Annotated in this window: 24 protein-coding genes and 1 tRNA gene; 9 read left to right on the top strand and 16 right to left on the bottom strand. The window is 71.9% G+C overall.

Going from position 1 to position 20,756, the window contains the following annotated elements; genetic code table 11:
* Nucleotides 1-637 precede the first annotated feature (637 nt).
* A complete protein-coding gene (locus J116_RS14445; RefSeq protein ID WP_023587778.1) occupies nt 638-844 on the top strand; it encodes an Imm32 family immunity protein in 207 nt (68 codons plus the stop codon).
* Between the two features lie 177 nt (nt 845-1,021).
* On the opposite strand, the gene J116_RS14440 is transcribed toward J116_RS14445, so the two are convergent.
* The 13 genes from J116_RS14440 to J116_RS14385 all read right to left on the bottom strand — a co-directional run bounded on the left by J116_RS14440 (nt 1,022) and on the right by J116_RS14385 (nt 8,296).
* Complete coding sequence (locus tag J116_RS14440; protein ID WP_023587777.1) at nt 1,022-2,200, bottom strand: tyrosine-type recombinase/integrase; 1,179 nt, start codon at nt 2,198-2,200, stop codon at nt 1,022-1,024.
* Nucleotides 2,200-2,409 carry an excisionase family DNA-binding protein gene (locus J116_RS14435; protein ID WP_023587776.1) on the bottom strand — a complete coding sequence of 70 codons (210 nt, stop codon included), beginning with the start codon at nt 2,407-2,409 and terminating at the stop codon, nt 2,200-2,202. Before J116_RS14435 ends, J116_RS14440 begins: the two co-directional genes overlap by 1 nt.
* Before the next feature lie 2 nt (nt 2,410-2,411).
* Entirely contained in the window at nt 2,412-3,800 is a 1,389-nt protein-coding gene (gene repSA / locus J116_RS14430) for a replication initiator protein RepSA (RefSeq protein WP_023587775.1), read from the bottom strand.
* A complete protein-coding gene (locus J116_RS30140; protein WP_162850454.1) occupies nt 3,797-3,967 on the bottom strand; it encodes a hypothetical protein in 171 nt (56 codons plus the stop codon). The genes repSA and J116_RS30140 overlap by 4 nt, the downstream gene beginning before the upstream one ends.
* Before the next feature lie 5 nt (nt 3,968-3,972).
* On the bottom strand, nt 3,973-4,155 hold the full coding sequence (locus J116_RS14425) for a hypothetical protein (RefSeq protein WP_023587773.1): 183 nt from the start codon (nt 4,153-4,155) through the stop codon (nt 3,973-3,975).
* 95 nt (nt 4,156-4,250) lie between these two features.
* Nucleotides 4,251-4,493: a hypothetical protein gene (locus tag J116_RS14420; RefSeq protein WP_023587772.1), complete on the bottom strand. Its 243-nt coding sequence runs from the start codon at nt 4,491-4,493 to the stop codon at nt 4,251-4,253.
* Nucleotides 4,494-4,507: 14 nt separating this feature from the next.
* Nucleotides 4,508-5,050: a GGDEF domain-containing protein gene (locus J116_RS14415; protein WP_023587771.1), complete on the bottom strand. Its 543-nt coding sequence runs from the start codon at nt 5,048-5,050 to the stop codon at nt 4,508-4,510.
* Nucleotides 5,051-5,055: 5 nt separating this feature from the next.
* The gene (locus J116_RS14410) at nt 5,056-5,376 is read right to left on the bottom strand and encodes a hypothetical protein (RefSeq protein ID WP_023587770.1); all 321 of its coding nucleotides are present in this window, start codon (nt 5,374-5,376) and stop codon (nt 5,056-5,058) included.
* A gap of 15 nt (nt 5,377-5,391) precedes the next feature.
* Entirely contained in the window at nt 5,392-5,580 is a 189-nt protein-coding gene (locus J116_RS14405; protein ID WP_023587769.1) for a mobile element transfer protein, read from the bottom strand.
* Nucleotides 5,581-5,599: 19 nt separating this feature from the next.
* On the bottom strand, nt 5,600-6,313 hold the full coding sequence (locus J116_RS14400; RefSeq protein WP_028964054.1) for a DUF2637 domain-containing protein: 714 nt from the start codon (nt 6,311-6,313) through the stop codon (nt 5,600-5,602).
* 18 nt (nt 6,314-6,331) lie between these two features.
* A complete protein-coding gene (locus J116_RS14395; RefSeq protein ID WP_028964053.1) occupies nt 6,332-6,526 on the bottom strand; it encodes a hypothetical protein in 195 nt (64 codons plus the stop codon).
* A gap of 82 nt (nt 6,527-6,608) precedes the next feature.
* Nucleotides 6,609-7,964: an FtsK/SpoIIIE domain-containing protein gene (locus tag J116_RS14390; protein ID WP_028964052.1), complete on the bottom strand. Its 1,356-nt coding sequence runs from the start codon at nt 7,962-7,964 to the stop codon at nt 6,609-6,611.
* Nucleotides 7,965-7,966: 2 nt separating this feature from the next.
* Nucleotides 7,967-8,296, bottom strand: a complete 330-nt coding sequence (locus J116_RS14385; RefSeq protein WP_023587767.1) for an SCO3933 family regulatory protein — start codon at nt 8,294-8,296, stop codon at nt 7,967-7,969.
* Nucleotides 8,297-8,448: 152 nt separating this feature from the next.
* Between J116_RS14385 and J116_RS14380 the strand changes: the two genes are divergently transcribed.
* From J116_RS14380 to J116_RS29910, 3 genes are all read left to right on the top strand, one after another.
* Complete coding sequence (locus J116_RS14380) at nt 8,449-9,315, top strand: GntR family transcriptional regulator (protein WP_023587766.1); 867 nt, start codon at nt 8,449-8,451, stop codon at nt 9,313-9,315.
* On the top strand, nt 9,302-9,994 hold the full coding sequence (locus tag J116_RS14375) for an HAD family hydrolase (RefSeq protein WP_023587765.1): 693 nt from the start codon (nt 9,302-9,304) through the stop codon (nt 9,992-9,994). Before J116_RS14380 ends, J116_RS14375 begins: the two co-directional genes overlap by 14 nt.
* Before the next feature lie 584 nt (nt 9,995-10,578).
* On the top strand, nt 10,579-10,752 hold the full coding sequence (locus J116_RS29910; RefSeq protein WP_161492117.1) for a hypothetical protein: 174 nt from the start codon (nt 10,579-10,581) through the stop codon (nt 10,750-10,752).
* 124 nt (nt 10,753-10,876) lie between these two features.
* Here the strand turns inward: J116_RS29910 and J116_RS14370 are convergent.
* Nucleotides 10,877-10,961: transfer RNA gene (locus tag J116_RS14370), tRNA-Ser, on the bottom strand.
* A 106-nt stretch (nt 10,962-11,067) separates the two neighbouring features.
* Nucleotides 11,068-12,633 (bottom strand): S1C family serine protease, encoded by a 1,566-nt coding sequence (locus J116_RS14365; RefSeq protein WP_023587764.1) that lies wholly within the window; start codon nt 12,631-12,633, stop codon nt 11,068-11,070.
* Between the two features lie 216 nt (nt 12,634-12,849).
* On the opposite strand from J116_RS14365, the gene J116_RS14360 reads away from it, so the two are divergent.
* The 3 genes from J116_RS14360 to J116_RS14350 all read left to right on the top strand — a co-directional run bounded on the left by J116_RS14360 (nt 12,850) and on the right by J116_RS14350 (nt 15,465).
* On the top strand, nt 12,850-13,665 hold the full coding sequence (locus tag J116_RS14360; RefSeq protein WP_023587763.1) for a glycerophosphodiester phosphodiesterase: 816 nt from the start codon (nt 12,850-12,852) through the stop codon (nt 13,663-13,665).
* Between the two features lie 47 nt (nt 13,666-13,712).
* On the top strand, nt 13,713-14,423 hold the full coding sequence (locus tag J116_RS28580; RefSeq protein WP_079147730.1) for an ATP-binding protein: 711 nt from the start codon (nt 13,713-13,715) through the stop codon (nt 14,421-14,423).
* Between the two features lie 70 nt (nt 14,424-14,493).
* Nucleotides 14,494-15,465, top strand: coding sequence for a DUF5926 family protein (locus J116_RS14350; protein WP_023587761.1), 972 nt, complete (start codon nt 14,494-14,496; stop codon nt 15,463-15,465).
* 627 nt (nt 15,466-16,092) lie between these two features.
* On the opposite strand, the gene J116_RS14345 is transcribed toward J116_RS14350, so the two are convergent.
* Nucleotides 16,093-16,845, bottom strand: coding sequence for a bifunctional DNA primase/polymerase (locus J116_RS14345; RefSeq protein ID WP_023587760.1), 753 nt, complete (start codon nt 16,843-16,845; stop codon nt 16,093-16,095).
* 456 nt (nt 16,846-17,301) lie between these two features.
* Between J116_RS14345 and J116_RS14340 the strand changes: the two genes are divergently transcribed.
* Both J116_RS14340 and J116_RS14335 read left to right on the top strand, forming a co-directional pair.
* Nucleotides 17,302-18,966 carry a PP2C family protein-serine/threonine phosphatase gene (locus tag J116_RS14340; RefSeq protein ID WP_079147729.1) on the top strand — a complete coding sequence of 555 codons (1,665 nt, stop codon included), beginning with the start codon at nt 17,302-17,304 and terminating at the stop codon, nt 18,964-18,966.
* Between the two features lie 192 nt (nt 18,967-19,158).
* Nucleotides 19,159-20,622 (top strand): aminopeptidase P family protein, encoded by a 1,464-nt coding sequence (locus tag J116_RS14335; RefSeq protein ID WP_023587758.1) that lies wholly within the window; start codon nt 19,159-19,161, stop codon nt 20,620-20,622.
* The last annotated feature ends 134 nt before the right edge of the window (nt 20,623-20,756 follow it).

The raw sequence follows: 20,756 nt of genomic DNA, 5'->3' as shown, positions 1-20,756 counted from the left end.
GGTGACGTGGTCAGGGTCGCGCCCCCCGGACACGACGCACGGCCCGCGCCCCGGTACCTCCGTACCGGCGCGCGGGCCGCGGATCGTCACTCCACTTCGCCCCCCTCACCCCTCGGGCCGGGCATCCGGGCCCGGTGGCGACCGGGTCGTCCACAGAACTGGCGACGAGCACCGCGCCAACGGGGCGGGAACGACGGCCCCGGAGCCGTGGGCAAGGAAGCCACCTGCCATGTGATCCTCCATCCTCCCGAAGCGGCGAACGGTCGGCGTTCGCGGCTCAAGACTGCCCACGCCCCTTCCGGCGAACCGGACTGCCCGCCCCAATCCCACTGAAGCGTGACAGTCCCCCCGATAAACCCCGCCCCCCACGGTTCACACCAGAGCGCGACCCACCCCTCAAAGAAGCGCGATCAGCGCGAGCGGCATGCAGCCACGATCGACACCACCGGGCACCGCGACGAAAGGCAGTGCCTCGTGCGCTCAGCCGGTCCACGTGCCGCCAGAGCCTCGGAGACACTCACCGGCATGCTTCCGGCGGGATGCTCTCGTTCCGGTGGGCGGCGCCGTCGCGTGTCCGGCGGGTCGGGCGAGCGGCGGGCCCAGGGACGGTGCTGAAGGACCGCCGTAACGTGGCCCCATGGGCGAACCCAAGATCAAGGTGCACGACTCAGCCACCGAAGTCACCATCACCGCCAACGCCGCCGGACTGCGGGACCTGGCCGAGCACCTCGTCAGTCTCGCCGCCCCCGGACTCCCGGACGGCTACCACCAGCATCTTGATGGCGGCATCAACCTCGAGGACGGCTCGATCAGCCTGATCCTCGAACGGGATGACGAGCTGTAGGTCCCCGCGGGCTGCCATCCCACCGCATGCCCGCACGGAAGCGGCCCCCGACCGATCTCCCGGTCGGGGGCCGTTCATCTGCTGCGGTGGGTGTGGGATTTGAACCCACGGTGACTCGCGCCACGACGGTTTTCAAGACCTTTCGATCTTCCGGGCCGCTACTGACTCCGCCACTGGTCAGAGCGGCGCAAGAGCCCCAGTCGAGCCGTCGTCGTCCTCGCCGTGCCCGCTGCGTGCCCCATAAGCCCCGTCGTGCCCCTGGAACCAGGCGTCCGAGGCGGTGGCCACCTCCGCGTCCCGACCGGCAACGGGCCGAGCGTAGTGGCGGGTGGTGACGCTCGCGTTGGAGTGCCCGAGGCGGTGGGCGGCGGTCATGACGCCGTACCGGTCGGCTACCCAGGTCCCATGCGAAGCCCGAAGGTCGTGGGGTGTCACGTCCGTTAGGCCGGCCGCCGAGACAGCGGGGTCGAAGTACGCCTTGCGCCACTGGTTGTAGCGCAGCGGCCGACCGGACCGGTTCGTGAAGAGAAGCACGTCATCCCCTCCGGGCAGACCGTCGAGGTAAGCACCGAGCCGCAGGGCAAGGGACGGAGCCAGGGAGAGGACCCGCCGCTGGTGGGACTTCGGCGTGTCGAAGACCAGCGCCCCGTTCGCTTCCGCCAGGTTCTCGTCCACCACCAGGAGTCGGCCAGACACGTCTACGTCCCTCCGACGAAGCGCGAAGGCCTCCCCGACCCGTAGGCCCGCGAAGGCCAGCAGCGCGATCAGGAGGTCATGCGGAGCGTCGGCGTTCCGGACGATCCGCGACGCCTCCACCGGTGTAAGGATGTGCGGCTCGGTCTGAGGCATACGGGGCAGGCGCACGCCACGACACGGAGTCTGGCTGATCAGACCGTTATCGACTGCCGAGCCCATGACCTGTGACAGGACCCGGTACGCCTGACGAATCCGCGACGCGCTCAACCCCTGCATCTTCATGGCAGCGACCCACTCCGCGACCGTGATGGGCCTCAGGCTCGCCAGCTCACGGTCCCCGAGCACCGGGTTGATGCGCGAGTCGATCAGCGAGCGGTACGACGCCTGCGTCTTGTGCTTGAGCTGAGGCGCTACCGATGCCAACCAGCGAGCCGACCACTCCCGGACAGTGGTCTGCCCCTCGGCCGGGTCGAGCCAGCGGCCTTCCTCGATCTCCACACGCTTCTTGGCGAGCCACAGATCAGCGTCGGTCGTGGTGGCGAAGGTTCGGTCAGCAGGCCGCAGGATGCCGTCCGGGCCCGGATACCGAGCCTGGTACCGGCCCGAGGGCAGCTTGCGCACCCGTCCGAAGCTGCGGCGTGCCTTGCGCTTGCGGGCCATCAGGCCACCGACCGAAGACGGGACGAACGAATGACCACCGGCTGGACCGTGTTCGCCGCGACGAACGCGGTGACGGCGCTCTCCCGGATGCGGACGTGTCGGCCGACCTTGACGAACTCGATCCGCCGTTCCTCGATCAGCCGACGGGGGAAGCGCACCGTCGTTCCCAGCATCTCGGCGACCTGCTCCACGGTCAGCAGTCGATCCATGTTCAGTCCTCCCCTTGGGTGTCGAGGTCGTGCAGTGCTTCGCGTGCGGCTTCGCGGTTGTGCTGGATGTCGCGGCGGATGGTGGCGGCGAGCCAGGATTCGCCGGGGGTGTGGCCGTGACCGGCGTAGGTCCAGTGGGCGACGACGAGGGTGGTGGCTTCGGGGTGGTCGTCGGGGTCGGGCAGGCCGAGGGCGGCGCGTTGTTCGGCGGCGCGGTAGTCGGCGCGTGCGTGGCGCAGGGCGGTGAGGGTGGTGGAGTAGCGGCGGGACTTGGTGGAGAAGTGGCCGCGGAAGCCGAGCATGTGGGCCCAGTCGCGTAGCTTCCGGTCCGGGTAGAGCGGGTGGAGGTCGAGGCAGGCTTCGATCAGGCGCCGGGGGTGGTCGGGCACGTCGAGGAGGTCGAGGGCTTCCTTGTTGCCGATGCGGCGGTCGACGGTGCCGGTGGTCTCGGCGGCTTTGGTGGCGTACTTGGCGACGTAGGAGGCGACGGCCTGTTCGTTGATCTCTTCGCCGTTGCCGAAGGCGCCGATGGGCTGGGTGTCGAGTTGGGTGCCCCACCGCAGGGTGCGGGCGGGCTGGTCCCCGGCGGCCGGGACTTCGACGCGGACGCGGGCGGCGGCGGACCGGATGGCGTCGGTGAGCAGGTCGAGGGTGGCCCAGGCGGGCGGGGGTGTGTCGGGTCCGTCGGGGCCGTCGAAACGGATGACCGCGTGGAAGTGGACGGCGCCGCGTTTCTGGTACTCGGCGACCTTGCCGAAGGAGACGCGCGAGGCTTCGCGGGCGGCTTTCTGGGTGAGTCCGGCGCGGCGGGCGATCTCGCGGCGGAGGTAGATCGTGAAGTAGCGCCACAGCTCGGAGGCGTGGTTGTTCCACAGCACCGAGCCCGCGTAGTCGTACGTCGCCGGGTCCAGGGCCGTGCCCAGCTCGGGGGCGTCTTCGGCGTGGCGGGTGCCGCAGGCGCAGGGGCGGTTTCCGGGCCGGTTGTGGACGGGGCCGAAGGAGGGGGCGGTGAGGGTGGCGAAGACGCGGGGGTGGTCGCGCACGGTGTCGGGGGTGCCCTTGGCCGGGTCTCCGACGAGTCCGACGCGGATGAGGTGGTAGGTGTCCCCGGCGTAGGTCCAGGCGCAGGCGGGGCAGCGGGAGGCGCGGCGGTTGCCGCAGGCGACGCGCAGGACGCCGCCGGGTTCGTCGGTGGTGGAGTACGCGTGGAGCACGGTCTTGGTGGACGGGTCGAGCAGCTTGGTGGCGCCGGTCAGACGGATGGGGTCGGTGCAGCCGCCAGTGCGGCGGATCTGGTCCTGGAGGCGGTCGAAGCCGGTGGACCCGGCCAGCCTCACCACGTCGGCGAGGGTGGCCGGGTCCAGGCCCGCCATGGTGGCGGCGTCGGTCACGCGTCGTCCTCCTGCGAGGCGTGGGTGTCGAGCCACTGTTCGGCGCAGACCTTGTGGACGGGCTTGCCCCGGTCCGAGCGCAGCGGGGTGGGCTTGGCGCAGATCGTGCAGGGCTTGTCGCCGGTGTGGTCGTAGTGGTCGGCGGAGCGCCAGTTCAGCAGGGCCATGGCGGTCACTTCCCGACGCGGACGCGGGCGGCGGCGATGGTGGTGTGGCCGGTGCCCTGGCAGGTCACGCAGGTGACGCGGAGGGTGGCGCGGGAGCCGTCCGTGTGGCGGTTGCCGGTGGTGATGGTGGCGGTGGCGAAGCCGTCGCAGTCGCGGCACACGGGCGCGGTGTGGGGGTGCTGGGGCATGATGGGGTCTCCCTTTCGGGTCCGTTGGATCTGGGATGGGGTTCAGGCGCCCGGGGCGGCGGAAGTTTGGCGACCGAGGCCGCCCCGGGGGCCGCTCAGCGGCGGCGCCGGTTGCGGCGCGGCGAGTTGATGGGCGGGATCGCGTCGTACGCCTCCTGGCCGTGCTGGAACGAGGCGGCGTCCGCGTCGGTCTGGGCGGTGTTGGTGTACTCGCGGCCGATGCGGCGCATGGTCTTGCGGTCGCCGTGGCGGCGGGCGATGGCGAACTCACGGCCCAGCTCGGCCATGGCCGGGTTCGCCGGGGTGTCGGTGTCCTTCTTGCGGTTGAACAGGCCCATGACGGTTCTTCCTTTCAGCGGTGGTGGGTGTTGCGCCTGCCGTGGCCCTTGGCCCGGTACATGGCGGCGTCGGCGGCGGACAGGGCGTCGGTGAGAGACGGCAACGGCAGGTCGGTGCGGTGGCAGACACCGACGGAGGCGCCGACCGGGATGCGCGTTCCGGCGTGGTCAACGGGCTGGTTGAGCGCGACCCGCAGGGCGTCGGTGTCGAGGGTGTGGCGCGTGATGGCGGTGAACTCGTCGCCGCCGAGGCGGGCGGGGATGCCGGTCCGGCCGCACCAGGCGGACAGGCGGTCGGCGGTCGCGACGAGGACCGCGTCACCGGCCGCGTGGCCGTGGGTGTCGTTGATGGCCTTGAAGTCGTCCAGGTCCACCAGCAGCACCAGCGCGGCGGGGGACGTGGACAGGATGCGCTCGGCGCGGGTGGTCCATCCGGCGCGGGTGTGCAGGCCGGTGAGCGGGTCGCGGCGAGCCTCGGCCAGGCGGCGAGCCAGCACACCGCCGTGGATGGCCCACCCGAGGGCCGGTAACGCCGTGGCGATCAGGGGCAGGTCCATGCCGCTCAGCGCTCCTTGCCGGACTGGGCGAGCAGGGTGCGCAGGACCACGGCGCAGACGGCGACCGACGCGGCGGTGACGGCGACGGCCAGGAGCATGGAGACCAGGACCGCGCCGACCACGAGGACAACCGCGGTTCCCCCGGCGGCAACGCCCACGACCGTGCCGGGCGTGAGCTGGACGGTGGTCCGGGACGCGGCGGCGCGGGTCTGCGGCACCGGGGCGGGGACCGGGGCCGGGACGACCGGGGCCGTGTCGCTGAGGGGCTGCGGCGTCATGGGCGGGGCGGTGGCGGTGTCGGGCGGCGGGTACTTCGGGGTGAACACGAGGGGTGTCTCCTCTCAGGCGTTGCAGCGGTGGGTGCGGGCGGCGAGTTCGGCGGCGGGGCGGTGGTGGTAGTCGGCGGAGAAGTCGCAGCCGGGGGCCGTGCACACGGCGGTGTGCTTGGTCCGGCCACGGCCGTCGTAGTGGCTGCCGACCTGGACCGGGCCGATACGGATCACGTCGTAGAAGCGGTTGGGACGCGCCATGGGGGTGCCTCCTTTCTGGTCAGGCGAGTTGGGCGGCGATGGAGTCGGCCAGCGGTGCGGGGACGCCGAGGCGGGCGCGCAGCGTGTCCGGGTCGATCGGCGTCCCGGTCCGTGTGCGGTGGGCGTCGGCGACCTTGCGGGCGTGGTCGAGGAGCGCGGGCGGTACCGGCACGGCAGCCGCAGGAGCAGGTGCGGGTGCGGGTGCGGGCAGTTCCGGTACGGGGTCCGGGGCGTGTTCGACCGCGACCGGCTCCGGCTCCGGTTCCGGGTCGGGGCTCCGTTCGAGGGTGATCGGCTCTGGGGCCGACGTCGGAGCAAGGCGGTCCGGTTCAGTGACCGGTGCCGGGGGTGTGGTCGGTTCGTCCTCGGTGGGCTTGGGTGCGTGGACGAGGAGGGTGCCGCCGAGGAAGGCGAGCGCGGGCCACCCGGCGACGAGGATGCGCAGCCAGGCGGGTACGTCGTTCAGGTCGAGCAGTCCGGCGGTGGCGACGTTCGCACCGAGGGAGGCCGTGAGGGCGATGACGAACCACACCCAGGCGGCGCGGTTGTCCCCCTGCTTGCGCATCCGGCGCCAGGCCGCCACCAACAGCAGATCGACACTGACCGGGTAGGCCCACGCCTTCCACCCGTCCTGCCCGGCGGCTTCGGCCAGGTCGTGCAGGTGCGCGAAGGACAGCGCACCAGCGATCACGGCTTGCACCAGCACGGCGTCCACGCGAAGGGAGCGGAGCACGGGGGACTTCCTTTCTGGTCAGGCGGTGCCGGTGCCGAAGCAGTCCGGGCACAACGCGGACTGGATGGCGCCGATGTCCCGCCGCTTACGACCGACCCGGACAGCCGTCGTGGTCTCCCCCGTCCCCGCGCACGTGCCACAGGGCGGCGGGACCGGGGCGGGCTTCTTGGGCGGGCGGCGGCGCGGTGCCGGGGGCTTCTTCGTGGTGGCCATGGCGGTTCCTTCCGGTTTCGGGCATGGGCGGGGTAGGGACCTGGCGCGGGATGCGGTCGCACCGACCGTGGAGGACGGGGAACTACTCGGTGACCGGCATGGGCTTGACCAGCGGCGCCATGACCTGAGCGGGCTCGGCGGGGATGACCGGCCGGAACGGCTCAAGGGCCGGAATGTGCGGGGTCAGGTGCGCGTACTGGCGGCAGACGGCGACGGCTTCGGTCGGCGTCATCGCAGGGGTACGGATGCGGGACCAGCGGCCGGAGGAGTCACCGGCCACCGCGACGCCGGGGCGGTCCGGCGGGATCGTCGTGACGGCGAAGACGGCGTCCGGGGCGATGTCGCCCAAGCCCATCTCGGCGGTCTGCTTGTCGTTGACGCGGTGCACTGTGCGGCCGGTGAGCTGGGCGCGGAGCATGGTGGCGCCCTTGCCGAGTTCGGAGCCGAACCGCTGGCCGCACACCTCCAGGTAGATGCCGACCGCGCGGGCCATCTGCGCGAGGCGGATCATCTGCATGACCATCCGGTCCCGCCGTTCCTCGTCCTTCTTCACCGCCGTGAGGAACAGCTCCGCGACCTCGTCCACGAGCACGACCAGCGGCACCGGGCGCACCCGAGCGGGAAGGTCCCACAGGTCGGCAACGCCGTACTCGCTCAGCAGGTCGAAGCGGTCTTCCATCTCGCCCACCAGGGCATCCAGCAGGCCCGACGCCTCATCGGGGGTGACGGCGAACGCGGAGAGCCGGGGCGCGTAACCGCGCTGTTCGACCCCGCGCTTGCAGTCGATCCCGACCAGACCCACGGGCAGCTTCGCCAGCCCGGCTATCAGGTTGCGCTGGTACATCGACTTGCCGGACTGGTTCGCGCCCAGCGTCAGCGCGTGCGGGATCTTGCGGTAGTCCCGTACGAACGCCGTGCCGTCCTCCCGCAGCGCCACGGGAACCACCAGCGGCCCGGCCGCGAGGCCACGGGGCAGTCGGCGCGGCATCCTCACCCGCCGCAGCACGTCATAGCCGGTCATCCGCAGTTCGATGAAACCGGGCTTCGTCTCGATGACGTGCACGGAGTGGACACCCCAGGCGTGCCGCAGCCGCTCCGAGGCGGCAGCCACGTCGGCGGGCTCAAGACCAGCCGGGAGACGCAGGGTCACATTCATGCCGGTGGACGAGCCACGCACCCGCCGCACCTGGGGCGGGACCGGCTGGACGTCCGGGCGGCGGGCCACGTTGCGGACCATGAACGCGCGGAGCCGGGACGGCTGAACCGTCAGACCGCACACGTCCATCGTCGCCCGGTACGTGACCATGAACCGCACCCTGGCGACCGGCAGGCCCACCAGCGACCAGAACACACGCGGCGCACGAGCCTTCGCGTATCCGAGGCCACCAGCGGCGCCTAACGCGCCGGTCACCTCCAGAGCAGTGACGAGGTCCGACATGATCACGCCCCCGGCGTGATGGCGACGGCGCGGAACGAGATCCCGTGCCGCGTCTGCCCGTTGAACGTGTTCTCCCAGTCCCGCGCCTTCAGCCCGACCACCGACACCGGCATGCCCGGCGTCAGGTTCTCCGGCACACCCGTCTGCGGGACGGTCACCTGGTACAGGTTCCCCTCGCCCTCGTCGGAGATCAGCAGACCCACGGTCGCCAGCGGAGCACCGGTTTCCCGGTCCATCGCCACCTCACCCGTCTGCTTGTTCACCAGCTTCGGCGTCGGCGCGGTCGCCACGAACACCACGGCAGTCGAAAGATCGATCTTGAACGACGGCATGCTTGCTCCTTCGAGATGGCAGGAAGGCCCTAGATGACCAACTTGGCTATCCCTGTTGGTCACATCTCGAAGCTAAAGGAGATGGCTAGCCATGTCAACAACATGACTGCCTTGGCTGTCTTGCTTGAGGCGACTCGCCTACCATCAACCTCATGACCTTTGTCCCCGAGCCCCTCGACCCAGACGACGACCGAGCGCCCTACGAGCAGGTGGCCAGCAGTCTTGGAGCCGCCATCCGGACCCGTCGGCTGGCCCCCGGTGAGAAGCTTCCGTCCCAAAAGGAGCTGACGGAGCTGTACGGCTTCGCGCGGGCAACGATCCAGCGCGCGTTGCGGGATCTCGAAGATGAGGGACTCGTGGTCTCCCGCAAGGGAAGCGGGGTCTACGTCCGCAACCGGACGGAGAGGCCGGCGGGGCTACGGCCCTACGTCGAGCAGGCTTTCGCGAAGGATCACGTCACCATCGACTTCGCGGGATTCTCCAGCGAGACCCTGCACGGTGCACTGCAAGAGCCACTCGACAAGATCCGCATCGGCAGGCTGACCCCGTCGAGCATCACCATGCGGATACTCGTCCCGGACATGTCGGTACCGCAGGCCGCCCCGGTACGGATGGCGGACGGGGCGGATGACAAGCGGCTGCGAGACCGCATGCACGACATCATGGTCGGCTACACCCGCAGCATCCGGGATGCGATCACCGAGTTGGAGCACCTGGGGCTGGTTGCCGAGACCCGGATCAACGTCCGCGTCCACAGCGGCACGCAGTTCTTCAAGCTGTACGTGATCAACGGCGAGGATGCGTTCTTCGGCTACTACCCGATCCGTCCCAACAAGGTCGTCGCCCAAGGCGAGACGATCGAGATCTACGACCTCGTGGGCAAGGACGCGACGCTCTTCCACCACTCGATCAACGATGGCGAGTCGTCCAGTGGGGCCCAGCAGGTCCAGCAGGCAGGCATGTGGTTCAACAGCGTCTGGGAGACGATCGGAAGGGACTTCGACCTTGACGCACGATGACCGACTCCCTGAGATCCTGGCCAACGCGGGCGTGGTCTTCTTTGACTTCGACGGACCCGTGTGTGACGTGTTCGCCGGGCTCCCTGCTTCGGAAGTCGCCAAGCAGCTCGCCACGCTACTGGCCTCCAAGGACGCAGCCGCGGGCGCGAAGGCCGCCGAGACGGACGACCCGATCGAGGTTCTGCGCATCGCGCACGAGGCCGACGCCGGGTTGGGCCAGGAGGTGGAGGCGGCTTTGACGGCGGCGGAGGTGGAAGCCGTCGCGGTGGCGGGCCCGCCGACGCCGGGAGCGGCGGAAGCGCTCCGGGCGGTGAATTCTTCGGGGCGGGCGGTGGCGGTGGTGAGCAACAACTCCGCCGAGTGCGTTCAGCGCTTCTTGGAGGCACACGGGCTAGAGGAGTACGTCGCACGGATCATCGGCCGACCCACCGGGCAGCCCCACCTGATGAAGCCCAACCCGTTCCCGCTCATCACAGCGGCCGAGCAGATGCACATGGACGTCACGAACTGCACCCTGATCGGTGACTCGCTCACAGACATCCAGGCCGCCCACGCAACCGGGACGACCGCCATCGGCTACGCCAACAAGCCCCACAAGGCCGACCTTTTCGCGGAGGCGCAAGCCGACGCCATCACGGACGACATGCACGCCATCGCCGACGCACTCACCACGGCGTAGCCGAGGACCAGCGGAGACCTGTTACAGGTTTCTCTACCTCATCAAGGCACCCGGCTGCGCTCCGCTCCGCCGGGCGCGCTCCCGGCTCCGCGCCGGGCGCCGCTCCTGCCTCCGGCCCGCTCCGCCCGCGCTGCGCCGACGCGCGCCCACGTGTGGACAGGGCCGGTGGCCATGAGTCGAGCACCGCATGTCGCGGGTCGCGGTCAGAACCTGATGCCTCCGGCGGGGAACCGGCCGGCCCCGGGATGGCGGGGGCGCCGCTTGCGGCTGCGGGTTCGTGGGGGCGTGCGTGGGGAGCTTCCATCCCGTCCACCGACGACCCAGGCAGAGCCGAGCAGACACGGCACCGGGCGTCCAGGTCGTTCGTACAGTGGCGCGCTCCACCTGGACGCCCGGCACCGCGCCCGCTCCACGGTGTGTGGGCCGACGGCGGACGGGATGGAAGCTGAGGTAAGTGGTGGGCGAGGCCCGGCAGTACATCGGACCGATGTGATGGGAACGAGCCATTCACGGCAGCGGAAGAATGAACGTGTCCACCGCGAGGTAGGTAGCTCCAGCTCACATCGCGTGACTAAGGAGTCAGCTTGGCCGGGATCAACGAGACAATCGCAGATGAGCGATCCGAAGCCGCCGTACAGAACCGGGAAGGCAATGCACTCGGTTACGGTCTCGCAGCGGTGACAAGCGGGCTGCTGGAGGTGGCCGAGGCGATCCGCGATGCTGGCACGCAGATCGCGAGTGCTCTGCGAGATCGCTGATTCAAGCCATGCCCCACGCGTGCCCGATCTACCGGTAAGCAGGGGGGAGCACCAGTCAGCCACAGGGCTTCACCATGAACGTGGCCCCTGACCATATGGCGTGGTCAGGGGCCGTTCACATGCGCGGTGGGTGTGGGATTTGAACCCACGGTGGCTCGCGCCACGACGGTTTTCAAGACCGTTCCCTTAGGCCGCTCGGGCAACCCACCCTCGCTCCGCCTCGGCCTGCGCGGAGCGGGCTACAGACTACCGGCTGAGGCGGGATGGCGGGTGAGACCGGGCAGAGGGGCCCGCCGCCCGGCCGAGGGGCGGGGGTCAGTCGCCCTTGCGTTCGCCGAGGGTCACCTGGGTCTGCTTCTCCTGGCCGCCTCGCTTGTAGGTCAGGGTGACCGTGTCGCCGGGCTGGTGGGTCCAGATCTCGCTGATGAGCGTCGGGCCGCTGTCGATGATGCGGTTGCCGAAGCGGGTGATCACGTCGCCCGGGCGCAGGCCGGCCTTGGCGGCGGGGCCGTCGGGGGTGATGGACGGCGTACCGCCCGTGCCCTCCTCGACGATCATGGCGCCGTCGCCCTCCTCCGACATGTTCACCGTCGCGCCGATCATCGGGTAGACCGGCTGGCCCGTCTTGATGAGCTGCTCGGCGACGTTCTTCGCCTGGTTGATCGGAATCGCGAAGCCGAGGCCGACCGAGCCCGCCTGGGACTGGCCGATGCCGCCCGAACCGGGCGACTGGATCGCCGAGTTGATGCCGATGACCGCGCCCCGGCCGTCCAGCAGGGGGCCGCCGGAGTTGCCGGGGTTGATCGACGCGTCCGTCTGGAGGGCACTCATGTACGAGTTCTTGCCGCCGGACCCGTCGCTGGACGCGACCGGGCGGTTCTTGGCGCTGATGATGCCGGTCGTCACCGTGTTCGACAGGCCGAAGGGCGCGCCGATCGCGATGGTCGAGTCGCCCACGAGCACCTTCTCGGAGTTGCCCAGCGGCAGCGGCGCGAGGCCCGACGGGGCGTTGCGCAGCTTCAGTACGGCCACGTCGTACCCCTGCGCGCGGCCGACCACCTCGGCGTCGAACTTCCTGCCGTCCGAGAACGTGGCCGTGACCGTACCGCCGTCGGCCGCCGACGCGACCACGTGGTTGTTGGTGAGGATGTGGCCTTCCTTGTCGTACACGAAGCCCGTGCCCGTACCGCCCTCGCTCTCCGAGCCGCCGGCCTTCGCCTCGATCGTGACGACGCTCGGCAGCGCCTTCGCGGCGACCGCCGCGACCGTGCCCGGCTCGCGCTTGAAGTCGGCGGGCGTGTCGCCGACGGAGACGGTGGTGGAGGAGAACCCGCTGTCGTTGCGCTCCGCCGCCCAGTAGCCGATGCCGCCGCCGACCCCGCCCGCCGCGAGGGCCCCGACCAGGGCCGCCGCGACGAGCCCGCCCGCGCGGCGCTTGCGCGGTGCGGGGTGTGCCGGGGGCGGCGGGGTGTGCGTGCCCCATCCGCCGTCGGCCGCCGGGGTGTGGGCGTACGCCTGGGTGGCGTGTGCGGCGTGGGGGTCGCCCGGGGTGGCGTACGGCGGGTAGGCGGGCGGCGCGGCCGGGGGCGGGGGTGCCATCGGCGCGGGGGGAGCCGGGTCCTTCGGCGCGGATGGTGCGGAGGGCGCGGAGTGTGCCAAGTGTGCGGGGGGCTCCGGCGACGCGGGCGCGGGGGATGGCGGTACGGCCCGGTCCTGGCCCGCCGCCTCGGGTGGCGTCTGTCCCGTCTCGTGCGGCGTCCGTCCCGCCTCGCTCGCCGGGGGCGTGGACGCCGTGGGGTGCGCCGGGGTGCCCTCCGGAGCGGACGCGGACGGGGCGTCGGGGGCGGACGGAACCGCGGTGCCCTCGTTCTCGGTGCTCACAGCTCGATCTCCTCGGTATCAATCCACGTCGTATGTCCACGAGCCCGCCGTGCAGTCTCCGCACTCAGCTTTTCCTACCGCTCGTCAGGCCACTGTAAGCGGGACCTGTGCGTCCGCCACCCCTCCCTTATCTCCGACAATACGGACACACTCCGATGCGGCCGAAGCGCACCGGACGGACTCCTCCCACCGGCCGAACGATGGCACCATGACGCGGTGACCCACGCACGCCAGCACACGATCCAAGTCGTCGCCCACCGGGGCGCCTCCGAGGACGCGCCGGAGCACACTCTCGCCGCCTACGTGAAGGCGATCGAGGACGGGGCGGACGCCCTGGAGTGCGATGTCCGGCTCACCGCGGACGGCCATCTCGTCTGCGTGCACGACCGCCGCGTGAACCGCACCTCCAACGGCCGCGGCGCGGTCTCCGCGCTGGAGCTGGCCGATCTGGCCGCGCTCGACTTCGGCTCCTGGCGCGACTGGAAGGACAGCCCCGAGAGCCCGGACTGGGACGACCCCGGGTACACCTCGGTCCTCACGCTGGAGCGGCTCCTTGAGCTCGTCGCGGACGCGGGCCGCCGCGTCGAGCTGGCCATCGAGACGAAGCACCCGACCCGCTGGCGGGGCCAGGTGGAGGAGCGGCTGGTCCAGCTGCTGCGCCGGTTCGGCCTCGCCGACCCGCCGGCCCCCGCCGAGTCGGCCGTACGGATCATGAGCTTCTCGCCCCGGTCGCTGCACCGGGTGGCGGCGGCCGTGCCGAGCGTCCCGACCGTCTACCTCACGCAGTTCGTCGCGCCCCGGGTGCGCGAGGGCCGCCTCCCCGCGGGCGCCCGGATCGCCGGGCCGTCCATCCGGATCATCCGGAACCACCCCGCGTACGTCGAGCGCCTCCACGAGGCCGGTCTCCAGGTCCACGTATGGACGGTGGACGCGCCCGAGGACGTGGACCTCTGCGCCCGCCTCGGCGTGGACGCCATCATCACGAACCGCCCCAAACAGGTCCTGTCCCAACTGGGCCGTAGGCCTCAGTAGTCACGGGGAGTGCTCCGGCGCGTTCACTCCGTGGCGGCCCGTGTCGAATGCGTCACTGTATGTGGACTGGCCGGTTTCCGGTCCAGGCCAGGAGGGCATTCACACCGTGGCGTGGGGCGAAGGAGGTCTCGGGGGTGGCGTTGGTGGTGGCACAGGAAGTGCCCACGTCGTCGAGCATGGCCGTACCCCATGGCCCTGCGGGCGTGGGCGAGGCGAGGCACCGCATGCGGGAGCAGCTGCGGCGCAGCGGCGTCTCGGAGTCGGTCGTCGACGACGCCGTACTGATCCTTTCGGAACTGCTCAGCAACTCCTGCCGGCACGGCAGGCCGCTGGACGCCGCCGAGGTCGGCGAGGGAGCCGTCCGGGCCGCCTGGCGCGTCGACGCCCAGGGCGCCCTGACCGTCGAGGTGACCGACGGGGGTGGTCCGACGCGGCCCGTTCCCTCGAAACCTTCGGTCACCGCTCGCGGCGGCCGGGGGCTCAACATCATCAACGCGCTCGCCCAGGACTGGGGCGTACGCGACAGTGCTTCCGGCGAGGTCACGGTGTGGGTCCTCGTCGCGGGGGCGCCGCCGCGCCATGACGGTGTCGCTACGCGCGTCACCGGCCAGCGCGACGGGCGGGCCGCCCCGGCATTCCCCCGCGTGAACGGCAGCCGCCGCGCGCGCGTGGGCGGCGAGGGCGGGGCCGCGGCGGGGAGCGCGGCACCGCTGCTGGGCGATCTGGGATTCCTGGACGCGTACGAGGACCTGGCCTGAAGCCCACGGACCTCCCGTACGACTAGGCTCGCGGCCGACAGACGACCGCGTTCCAACGGGAGACCCACCCATGGCCAAGAAGCGCCCCCAGAAGAAGGCCGCCGGCGCACCGCAGGTGACGAACGGGGAGGTGCCGGTCGTCGGCGCCCGTGAGCCCTGCCCGTGCGGTTCGGGCCGCCGCTACAAGGCCTGCCACGGCCGGGCCGCCGCGCACGCGGTGACCGAACTCGTCCAGCGTCCCTTCGAGGGCCTGGCCGGTGAGTGCGACTGGGTCGCGCTGCGCGAGCTGGTGCCGGCGGCGACCGCGCCGCTGCGGCTGAAGGGCGGGCTGCCCGAGGGCGTGCCCTCCGTCACGCTGGCGACCGTGCTGCCGATGGCGTGGCCCGCGCTGCGCCGCGACGACGGCTCGGTCCTGCTGGCGCTCCAGAACGACACGTCGTCCGGCGACCTGAGCCGCGACCTGGCGGACACGCTCCAGCGGGCGCTGGAGGCCGAGCCGGGCACGCCGGTCGCCGCCCGCCGGGTGCCCGCGGAGGGGCCGCGGCTCCAGGACCTCCTCGACGCGGAGGCGGGCTTCGAGCCGGTCGTCCACACGGGCTTCGAGTTCTGGGTGCCCGAGTCGGCGGACGGTGCGTCGCCCGAGGTGGCCGCGTCCCTGGAGCGGGCCAACGCCGCCGCGATCCCGACGGTGAAGCTGCCGGGTGTGGACGCCGCGTACTGGTGCGAGACGCCGGACAAGAACCACCTGCGGTGGGTCATGCCGCACCCGGAGGAGCAGCTGCTCGACGCGCTCGCCCGGCTGCACGCCGCCGGGACGTCGTCGCTGGGCGAGGGCACGCGCCTCGTCGGGTCGTTCCGGGCGCACGGTCTGGTCGTCCCGGTGTGGGACCTGCCCAGCTCCATGTCGGCGGAGGACTGCGAGAAGCCGGCCGCCGAGTTCGCGGAGCGGCTCGCGGGCGCGCTGGCGTCGGACGCGCCGCTGACGGCGGACGAGCGGCGGGCGCGCGGTGGGCTCACCAACCGTCAGGTCACGCTCAGCTGACGCTGCCTGACGCCGACGCGGACAGCGGTACGGCCGGGTCGGCGGCGGCCTGGCCGCAGGCCCCGTCGCGTAGCCGGTCACGGGTCGGCCGGGGCGCCGTGGGCGCGACGCGGCCGATTCCTTATCGAACCCTTACCCGTCGGTAAATCACTGTCCAAATAAGAGAGATCGAATTTGCGAACCGGCGATCTCTTGTTACCGTTCTAGAAGCCCGGTCGCTGGTGCATCCCCCGTCGCCAGCGACCGGGTTCTTTCATTTCCGCGGAATCCGGCCTTCCGGTGCCGTCCGCGCCCCGCCCGCGAGGCTCGTCCCGCAGACCCTCGCCGCGCCCGCAGGATCTCCCGCCGCAGGCCATCGCCGCCCGGAGCCGTCACTCCCGGGGCTTTCGCCGAGGCCCAGCCCTCCGCCCGTCCGCGCAGTGCCGTACGCGCGTCCGCGGCGCGGGCCCGCGCCCTCGGCCTCACCAGCCGATGACCAGGGCATGGGCCGAACGCGTGACGCGGGCGACGACGGCGGCATCCGACGGACCGTCAGTTTCGGCCAGAACCGCGGGCGGAGCGGTTTTCCGGCCGGAGGCGAGGATTCCGTCCGCCGCGCTCCGCCGCACCCGCTCCGCCGAGCCTTGCTCAGTACCGCAGTCTGCTGCCGCCGCCCGGGGCGCCCGTGCTCGCCTCGACCAGCGCGTCCAAGACCGCCTCGACGTCCGGCAGCCACGGGGTGACACCCGGCGTCGGCGGACGCTCCCAGCGCACCCCGCCCGTGCCGGTCTCCGACGGCGGCAGCACCAGATAGCCGCCCTCGCCGTGGAACCGCAGCGAGCTGGGCACGCAGTCCTTCACGTACAGCAGCTCACCGAGCCGCTCCAGGGAGTACGGGGCGACCAGCAGCGACCAGCGCGTCGGCGTCGCCACCACGGGGCCGAGCCGCAGACCGTGCCGGTCCAGTACGGCCAGGGCCCGCGCCGCGGCGGCGGCCGGGAGGCTCACCGCGCACGGGGCGCGGCCGCCGGTGGCGAGCAGCACGGGCGCGTCGGGCCGGTTCGTCCACCACCACCGCACCATGCGCGCGTCGGTGGTGGCCGCGAGCAGCCCGGGGTCGAAGGGGTGCGCGCCGGGGACGACGCAGTCGGGGTCGGGGCAGGCGCAGGCGCGCTCCAGGTCCCCCTGGCCGCCTGCCTCGCTGCCGGTCCTCGCCGCCCTGGCGGCCTTGCCCGCCTTTGCGGTCTTCGCTGACTTGGTCGACTTGGTCGCCTTGAGCCCCACGCCGGGGAGTACGGGCCACTGCCACTCGGTGGCGCAGCACAGCGCCGCGTCGAGGAGGGCGGGCCCCTTCTTGCGCCCGAACCGGAGCCTGCGTCGCATTCCGAGGATCTCGCGCATGAGCGCTCGTTCCTTTCCGTTGAACGCCGGAGGTCCATTCACAACACGTGTGCGATACTTCACTGTGCGTACGGGGCGGCGAATCGCCGCCCGGCCGCCGGCGGGGATGCCGGGCGGTGGGACAACACCGTTGGGGGCCGGCGTCGGCTGAGTCCGTCAAACGCGTGGCGAGGAGTGGCGCGCCGAGGCGCTATCCGCACCGCCGAGGTGGGCGCGCCCTCGACGAAGAAGACGTCCGGGCTTCCCGCAGGGTTCCGGGCCTGCCCCAACTTCCCCTGGTCTCCACCGAATGACGTACCCCGCCCGCTCGGAATGACGCAGCCCCCCGAGTCCGCTTGGTGTCGCCTCGGGCGGTGCCCCTTGTCGAACGCGCTCAGTCGACCGCAAAACCTCTCCATCGGGGCCATTTTTTGGCCAAGTTCAGCATCGCACAGACACCACGCGTCTCGCGGGACAATGCTGGACATCCCCTCACGTGTACGTGTACATGTGGATGCACTGATAGCGGCGCAGCATGACATGCGGATTGACATGGGGGTTTGCGATGCTATTGAGCGACGGGAAGCAGCCGGAAAGCCGGCTGCCATGAGCGCCCCTCACCTGCCGAAAGTGGCCGGAATCGATCCTACGGTTCCGGCTCCTGCCCACACTGCGACGCCGGTTCCGGGTATCCCCGCCGCGGCGTCCGAAACCGGAACGCCGATCCAGGACCGGCTGGCGGGCTGGGTCTCCGACCTGACGACCCTCCACGAACTCACCGAACGCCTCGCCCGTACGGGCACTCTGGACGAGGCCCTCCGCGAACTGCTGAACGCCGGTGCGTCCCTGGTCGGGGCCCGCCGCGGGATGGCCGTCCTCGAACCGGCCGACGGCCACGGCCCCACCGCCACCATCGGGCTCGGCCTCGCCCACGCCGACCTCGGCACCATCGAGACCGTCCCCCGCAGCGCCACCTCCTACGGGCGTCTCCTCGACGGTCTGCCCGGCGGCCCGCTCCCCGAGCCCCGTCCCTCCGTCGCGGACGACCGAACCTCACCCGACCGGCCCTCACCCGACCGACCCTCACCCGGCCGTCCCGCGCACGACGGTCCCCTGTACGACCACGGCGCCGAAGGCGCGGCCGACACCCCCACCGCCGCGCCCGGCGCCGTCGCCGTTCCCGACCTCCTCGGCGACGAGCACCTGGACCCCCGCCACCGCGAGGTCGCCGCCCGCCTGGGCTTCGCCGCCAGCTACGCCGTGCCGCTCACCACCCAGGGGGACGGCCGGCTCGGCGCCGCCGTCTGGCTGTACGACGAACCGGCCGAGCCCGACGGGCGCCGCCGCCACCTCGTGGGCCTGTACGGGCGGTACGCCTCCGCGCACCTGGCCCGGCTGCTGGAGCTGGAGCGCGGACGCGCCGAGATCGCCACCCTCACCGAGGAGCTGCTGCCCACGCGGCTCCCGCGCGTCCCCGGCGTCCGGCTGGCCGCCCGGCAGGTCGCGGGAGCGCTGGGCGGCGGCGACTGGTACGACGCCCTGCCGCTGCCGGAGGGCGCCCTTGGCCTCGCCGTGGGGTCGGTGTCCGGTACGGGGCCCGGCGCCCTGGCCGCGATGGGCCGGCTGCGGGCCTCCCTGCGCGCGTACGCCGTGATGGAGGGCGAGGACCCGGTCGCCGTGCTGTCCGACCTGGAGCTGCTGCTGCGGCTGACCGAGCCCGCGCGCTCCGCGACGGCCCTCTTCGCGTACGCGGAGCCGGTGCGGCGGCGGATGGTCCTCGCCGGTGCGGGGCACGCGCCGCCGCTGGTCGTCGGCGAGCGGCGCACCGAGTACGTCGAGACGTCCCTGTCCGCGCCGCTGAACATGCTCGCCTGCTGGGAGGCGCCGAGCGTGGACCTCGACGTGGAGCCCGGAGAAACGGTGCTGCTGTACACGGACGGCCTGCTGCGCCGGATGGGCGGCTCGGTCGACCGCGCCTTCACCCGGCTGCACACGGCGGCGGCGAGCGTCCCGAAGGCCGACCGGGGCGACCCGGGGGCGATCGTGGACCACGTGCTGCGCCTCGTGCTCGGCACGCGGGACGACGACGCCGCGCCGGGCGACGACGAGGACGTCGTCATGCTCGCCGCCCGCTTCGAGTAGGCGCACCCGGCCCGCCGGGCCCCTTCGGGACGCATGGGGCCCGCCGACTGCGGCGGGCCCTTTCGGTCACGCGCGGACGGACAGGTGCTTGCCCCCTGGGCGTCCTTACGCACGCCCGTACGATGGTGGACGTACCCCGGGTCCTCGACCCGGGGGCAGGGGTTCAGTGTCGTACCTGAAGGAGGCGGACCCGTGGCCGATGAGCTCACTCCGGAAACCCCGGAAAGCGACGAAGAGCCGATCAAGCAGCGCAAGAACGGCCTGTACCCGGGCGTCTCCGACGAGCTCGCCGAGAACATGAAGTCGGGCTGGGCCGACACCGAGCTGCGCGACCTGCGGCCGATCGCCCAGGCCGGCCACACGGCCGCGCGCCGTGCCGCCCTCTCGGCCCGCTTCCCCGGCGAGCGCCTGGTGATCCCCGCGGGCAACCTGAAGACCCGCGCGAACGACACGGAATACAGCTTCCGCGCCGCCACCGAGTACGCGTACCTCACCGGCGACCAGACCGAGGACGGCGTCCTCGTCCTGGAGCCCAGGAAGGACGGCGAGGGCCACGACGCGACGCTCTACCTGCTGCCCCGCTCCAACCGGGAGAACGGCGAGTTCTGGCTGTCCGGCCAGGGCGAGCTCTGGGTCGGCCGCCGCCACTCGCTGAGCGAGGCCGCCACGCTGTACGGCATCCCCACCGACGACGTGCGCGAGCTGCCGGGCAAGCTGGCCGAGGCCACGGGCCCGGTGCGCGTCGTGCGCGGTTACGACACCGGTGTCGAGAAGGCGCTCACCGACAAGGTCACCGCCGAGCGGGACGAGGAGCTACGGGTCTTCCTCTCCGAGGCGCGGCTCGTCAAGGACGAGTTCGAGATCGCCGAGCTGGAGAAGGCGTGCGCCTCCACGGCGCGGGGCTTCGAGGACGTGGTCAAGGTCCTCGACAAGGCCGAGGCGACCTCCGAGCGCTACATCGAGGGCACGTTCTTCCTGCGCGCCCGCGTCGAGGGCAACGACGTCGGTTACGGCTCCATCTGCGCCGCCGGACCGCACGCCTGCACCCTCCACTGGGTCCGCAACGACGGCCCGGTCCGCCCCGGCGACCTGCTCCTGCTGGACGCGGGTGTCGAGACGAACGAGCTGTACACCGCCGACGTCACCCGGACGCTGCCGATCTCCGGCACGTTCACCGACCTTCAGCGGAAGATCTACGACGCCGTGTACGAGGCCCAGGAGGCCGGTATCGCGGCCGTCAAGCCGGGTGCCGCGTTCCGCGACTTCCACGACGCCGCGCAGCGCGTCCTGGCCGAGAAGCTGGTCGAGTGGGGCCTGCTGGAGGGCCCGGTCGAGCGCGTCCTGGAGCTGGGCCTCCAGCGCCGCTGGACCCTGCACGGCACGGGCCACATGCTCGGCATGGACGTCCACGACTGCGCCGCCGCGCGCACCGAGGCGTACGTGGGCGGCACGCTGGAGCCGGGCATGTGCCTGACGGTGGAGCCGGGCCTGTACTTCCAGGCGGACGACCTCACCGTGCCGGAGGAGTACCGGGGCATCGGCGTCCGGATCGAGGACGACATCCTGGTGACCGAGGACGGCAACCGGAACCTCTCGGACGCGCTTCCGCGCCGGTCCGACGAGGTCGAGGCGTGGATGGCGAGCCTGAAGGGCTGAGCCTCCGCAGAGCGCACCAGAACATCCCCCTGCTGGATCATTCCGGCAGGGGGATGTTTCACGTGAAACGGGACTTGGTCGCCCGGGTGGCTGCGTCGCCGGAGCCGTCGGGGCGCCCGGGGCGCCCGGGTCGC

The organism is Streptomyces thermolilacinus SPC6 (genome assembly GCF_000478605.2).
Classification (GTDB): domain Bacteria; phylum Actinomycetota; class Actinomycetes; order Streptomycetales; family Streptomycetaceae; genus Streptomyces; species Streptomyces thermolilacinus.
The sequence above is the reverse complement of the archived record's forward strand: the minus strand, read 5'-3'. Positions and strand labels throughout refer to the sequence as shown.

Bases quoted from the DNA above. Each gene is read 5' to 3' on its own strand.
- J116_RS14390 (WP_028964052.1), bottom strand. From the start codon at position 7,964: ATGTCGGACCTCGTCACTGCTCTGGAGGTGACCGGCGCGTTAGGCGCC.
- J116_RS14420 (WP_023587772.1), bottom strand. From the start codon at position 4,493: ATGGGCCTGTTCAACCGCAAGAAGGACACCGACACCCCGGCGAACCCG.
- J116_RS28580 (WP_079147730.1), top strand. From the start codon at position 13,713: ATGCGTCACTGTATGTGGACTGGCCGGTTTCCGGTCCAGGCCAGGAGG.
- J116_RS14385 (WP_023587767.1), bottom strand. From the start codon at position 8,296: ATGCCGTCGTTCAAGATCGATCTTTCGACTGCCGTGGTGTTCGTGGCG.
- J116_RS14345 (WP_023587760.1), bottom strand. From the start codon at position 16,845: ATGCGCGAGATCCTCGGAATGCGACGCAGGCTCCGGTTCGGGCGCAAG.
- J116_RS14445 (WP_023587778.1), top strand. From the start codon at position 638: ATGGGCGAACCCAAGATCAAGGTGCACGACTCAGCCACCGAAGTCACC.
- J116_RS30140 (WP_162850454.1), bottom strand. From the start codon at position 3,967: ATGGCCCTGCTGAACTGGCGCTCCGCCGACCACTACGACCACACCGGC.
- J116_RS14425 (WP_023587773.1), bottom strand. From the start codon at position 4,155: ATGCCCCAGCACCCCCACACCGCGCCCGTGTGCCGCGACTGCGACGGC.
- J116_RS14395 (WP_028964053.1), bottom strand. From the start codon at position 6,526: ATGGCCACCACGAAGAAGCCCCCGGCACCGCGCCGCCGCCCGCCCAAG.
- J116_RS14435 (WP_023587776.1), bottom strand. From the start codon at position 2,409: ATGGATCGACTGCTGACCGTGGAGCAGGTCGCCGAGATGCTGGGAACG.
- J116_RS14340 (WP_079147729.1), top strand. From the start codon at position 17,302: ATGCTGGACATCCCCTCACGTGTACGTGTACATGTGGATGCACTGATA.
- J116_RS14350 (WP_023587761.1), top strand. From the start codon at position 14,494: ATGGCCAAGAAGCGCCCCCAGAAGAAGGCCGCCGGCGCACCGCAGGTG.
- J116_RS14380 (WP_023587766.1), top strand. From the start codon at position 8,449: ATGACCTTTGTCCCCGAGCCCCTCGACCCAGACGACGACCGAGCGCCC.
- J116_RS14405 (WP_023587769.1), bottom strand. From the start codon at position 5,580: ATGGCGCGTCCCAACCGCTTCTACGACGTGATCCGTATCGGCCCGGTC.
- J116_RS14440 (WP_023587777.1), bottom strand. From the start codon at position 2,200: ATGGCCCGCAAGCGCAAGGCACGCCGCAGCTTCGGACGGGTGCGCAAG.
- J116_RS14415 (WP_023587771.1), bottom strand. From the start codon at position 5,050: ATGGACCTGCCCCTGATCGCCACGGCGTTACCGGCCCTCGGGTGGGCC.